Source organism: Geobacillus sp. BK01, assembly GCF_052220245.1.
Taxonomy (GTDB): Bacteria; Bacillota; Bacilli; order Bacillales; family Anoxybacillaceae; genus Geobacillus.
The window spans coordinates 1-1287 of record NZ_JBQPTH010000051.1; the positions used below are offsets into that span (position 1 = coordinate 1).

The window sequence follows — 1287 nt, forward strand, 5'->3', positions numbered from 1 at the left end:
TTTTGTGGATATCTTACAGACCTAGGGTGCGCTTCGCGGCCACGCCTGGATCCATTTTCCTGACGTGGGAGGAAGTGTATTCGATGCACCCTTGGATCTCCGCATCGCTGATGAGGACGAACCCTCCCATGTCTCCGGGCGTCTTTGCGCCAACATTCCCTCGTTCGGTCTCGTCATCAGGCGGAGGCCGGCCAAGCTCCTTTCGGGACTCGAGGTCGAATGGATGAGATCACGCCAGCTTCTCCGGTGTCATCCTGTTGTCCAACACTTCTTCCGTTCGTGGGGGGAGGCCTTAGGCCGCCCGGTGTGGAACATGGGACAAGACGTCCTGCCTCATTCGCTCCGCGTCAAACGCTTGTTTCTTCGTGCAAATCGCAAACAGCACATTCAACAGCTTTCGGCATAACGCGACGATGGACTGCTTTCCGGTCAGCGGGTTGACGGGCCGGGTCGTATAGTACTCATGCAGCTCGCGAAACGCCTCATTGTGCCGGATCAGCGGAATCACCGCCCGAAACAGCACCGATCGCAGCCGTTTCCGTCCCCGCTTCGAGATGTGCTTTTGCCCTTTGCGCTGGCCGGAGGAGTTCTCCTTGAGCGTCAGGCCCGCCAATTTCACCAATTGACGCGGGTCCCGATAGTGGGCAAAACTGCCGATCTCCGCCAGCAGATCGATGATCGTGGCATCTCCCAACCCGTCGACCGTTTTCAGCCATTGATACTCCATCGTTGTTTGAACCAATGCCTTCAACTCGGCGTCCAACGCTGCGATTTCGGCCTCGAACTGGCGGTATTGGCGGACGAGCGCGGCGATCTCAAACCGGGCCATCGTCGTCCCTTCCGTCACCCCAATCGAGCCCTTCGCGGCGTCGATCAACGCCTGAATTTTCGCTTTCTGCGGGCATTTCAGCCCTTCGCTTTGCCGGTACGCCTCCAGAAGCTCCTCGGCGGTCCGACCCGCCATATCGGCCGGAAGCGGCGTCCACTCCAGCACCGCCAGCGCTGTTTTCCCCAGGTCGCGAAACACGGTCCAAAACTCTGGAAAATACCGATCCGTCCAACGGATGATCGCGTTTTTCACCGCCGCCTGTTCCTTCCGGAGCTTCTCTTTGAGCGTGCTCCCGACGCGCAAATCCGCTTCGATCTCGTGCAGCAGCCGGGGGACGAGGAATCGCCCGTCTTTCGCCAGCCTGGCGATGACCAGGGCGTCTTTGGCGTCGTGTTTCGTCGGCAGGTTGTCATCGAGTTCTTTCGACCGGCACACATGCGCCGGGTTGACCATGACCA

1 protein-coding gene is annotated in these 1287 nt (G+C 59.4%); it reads right to left on the minus strand.

Annotated features, from left to right (window positions below; translation table 11 throughout):
- Window positions 1-292 precede the first annotated feature (292 nt).
- Window positions 293-1287: IS110 family transposase (locus ACTVDO_RS17305; RefSeq protein ID WP_442901953.1), on the minus strand; the 995-nt coding region annotated here is incomplete at its 5' end.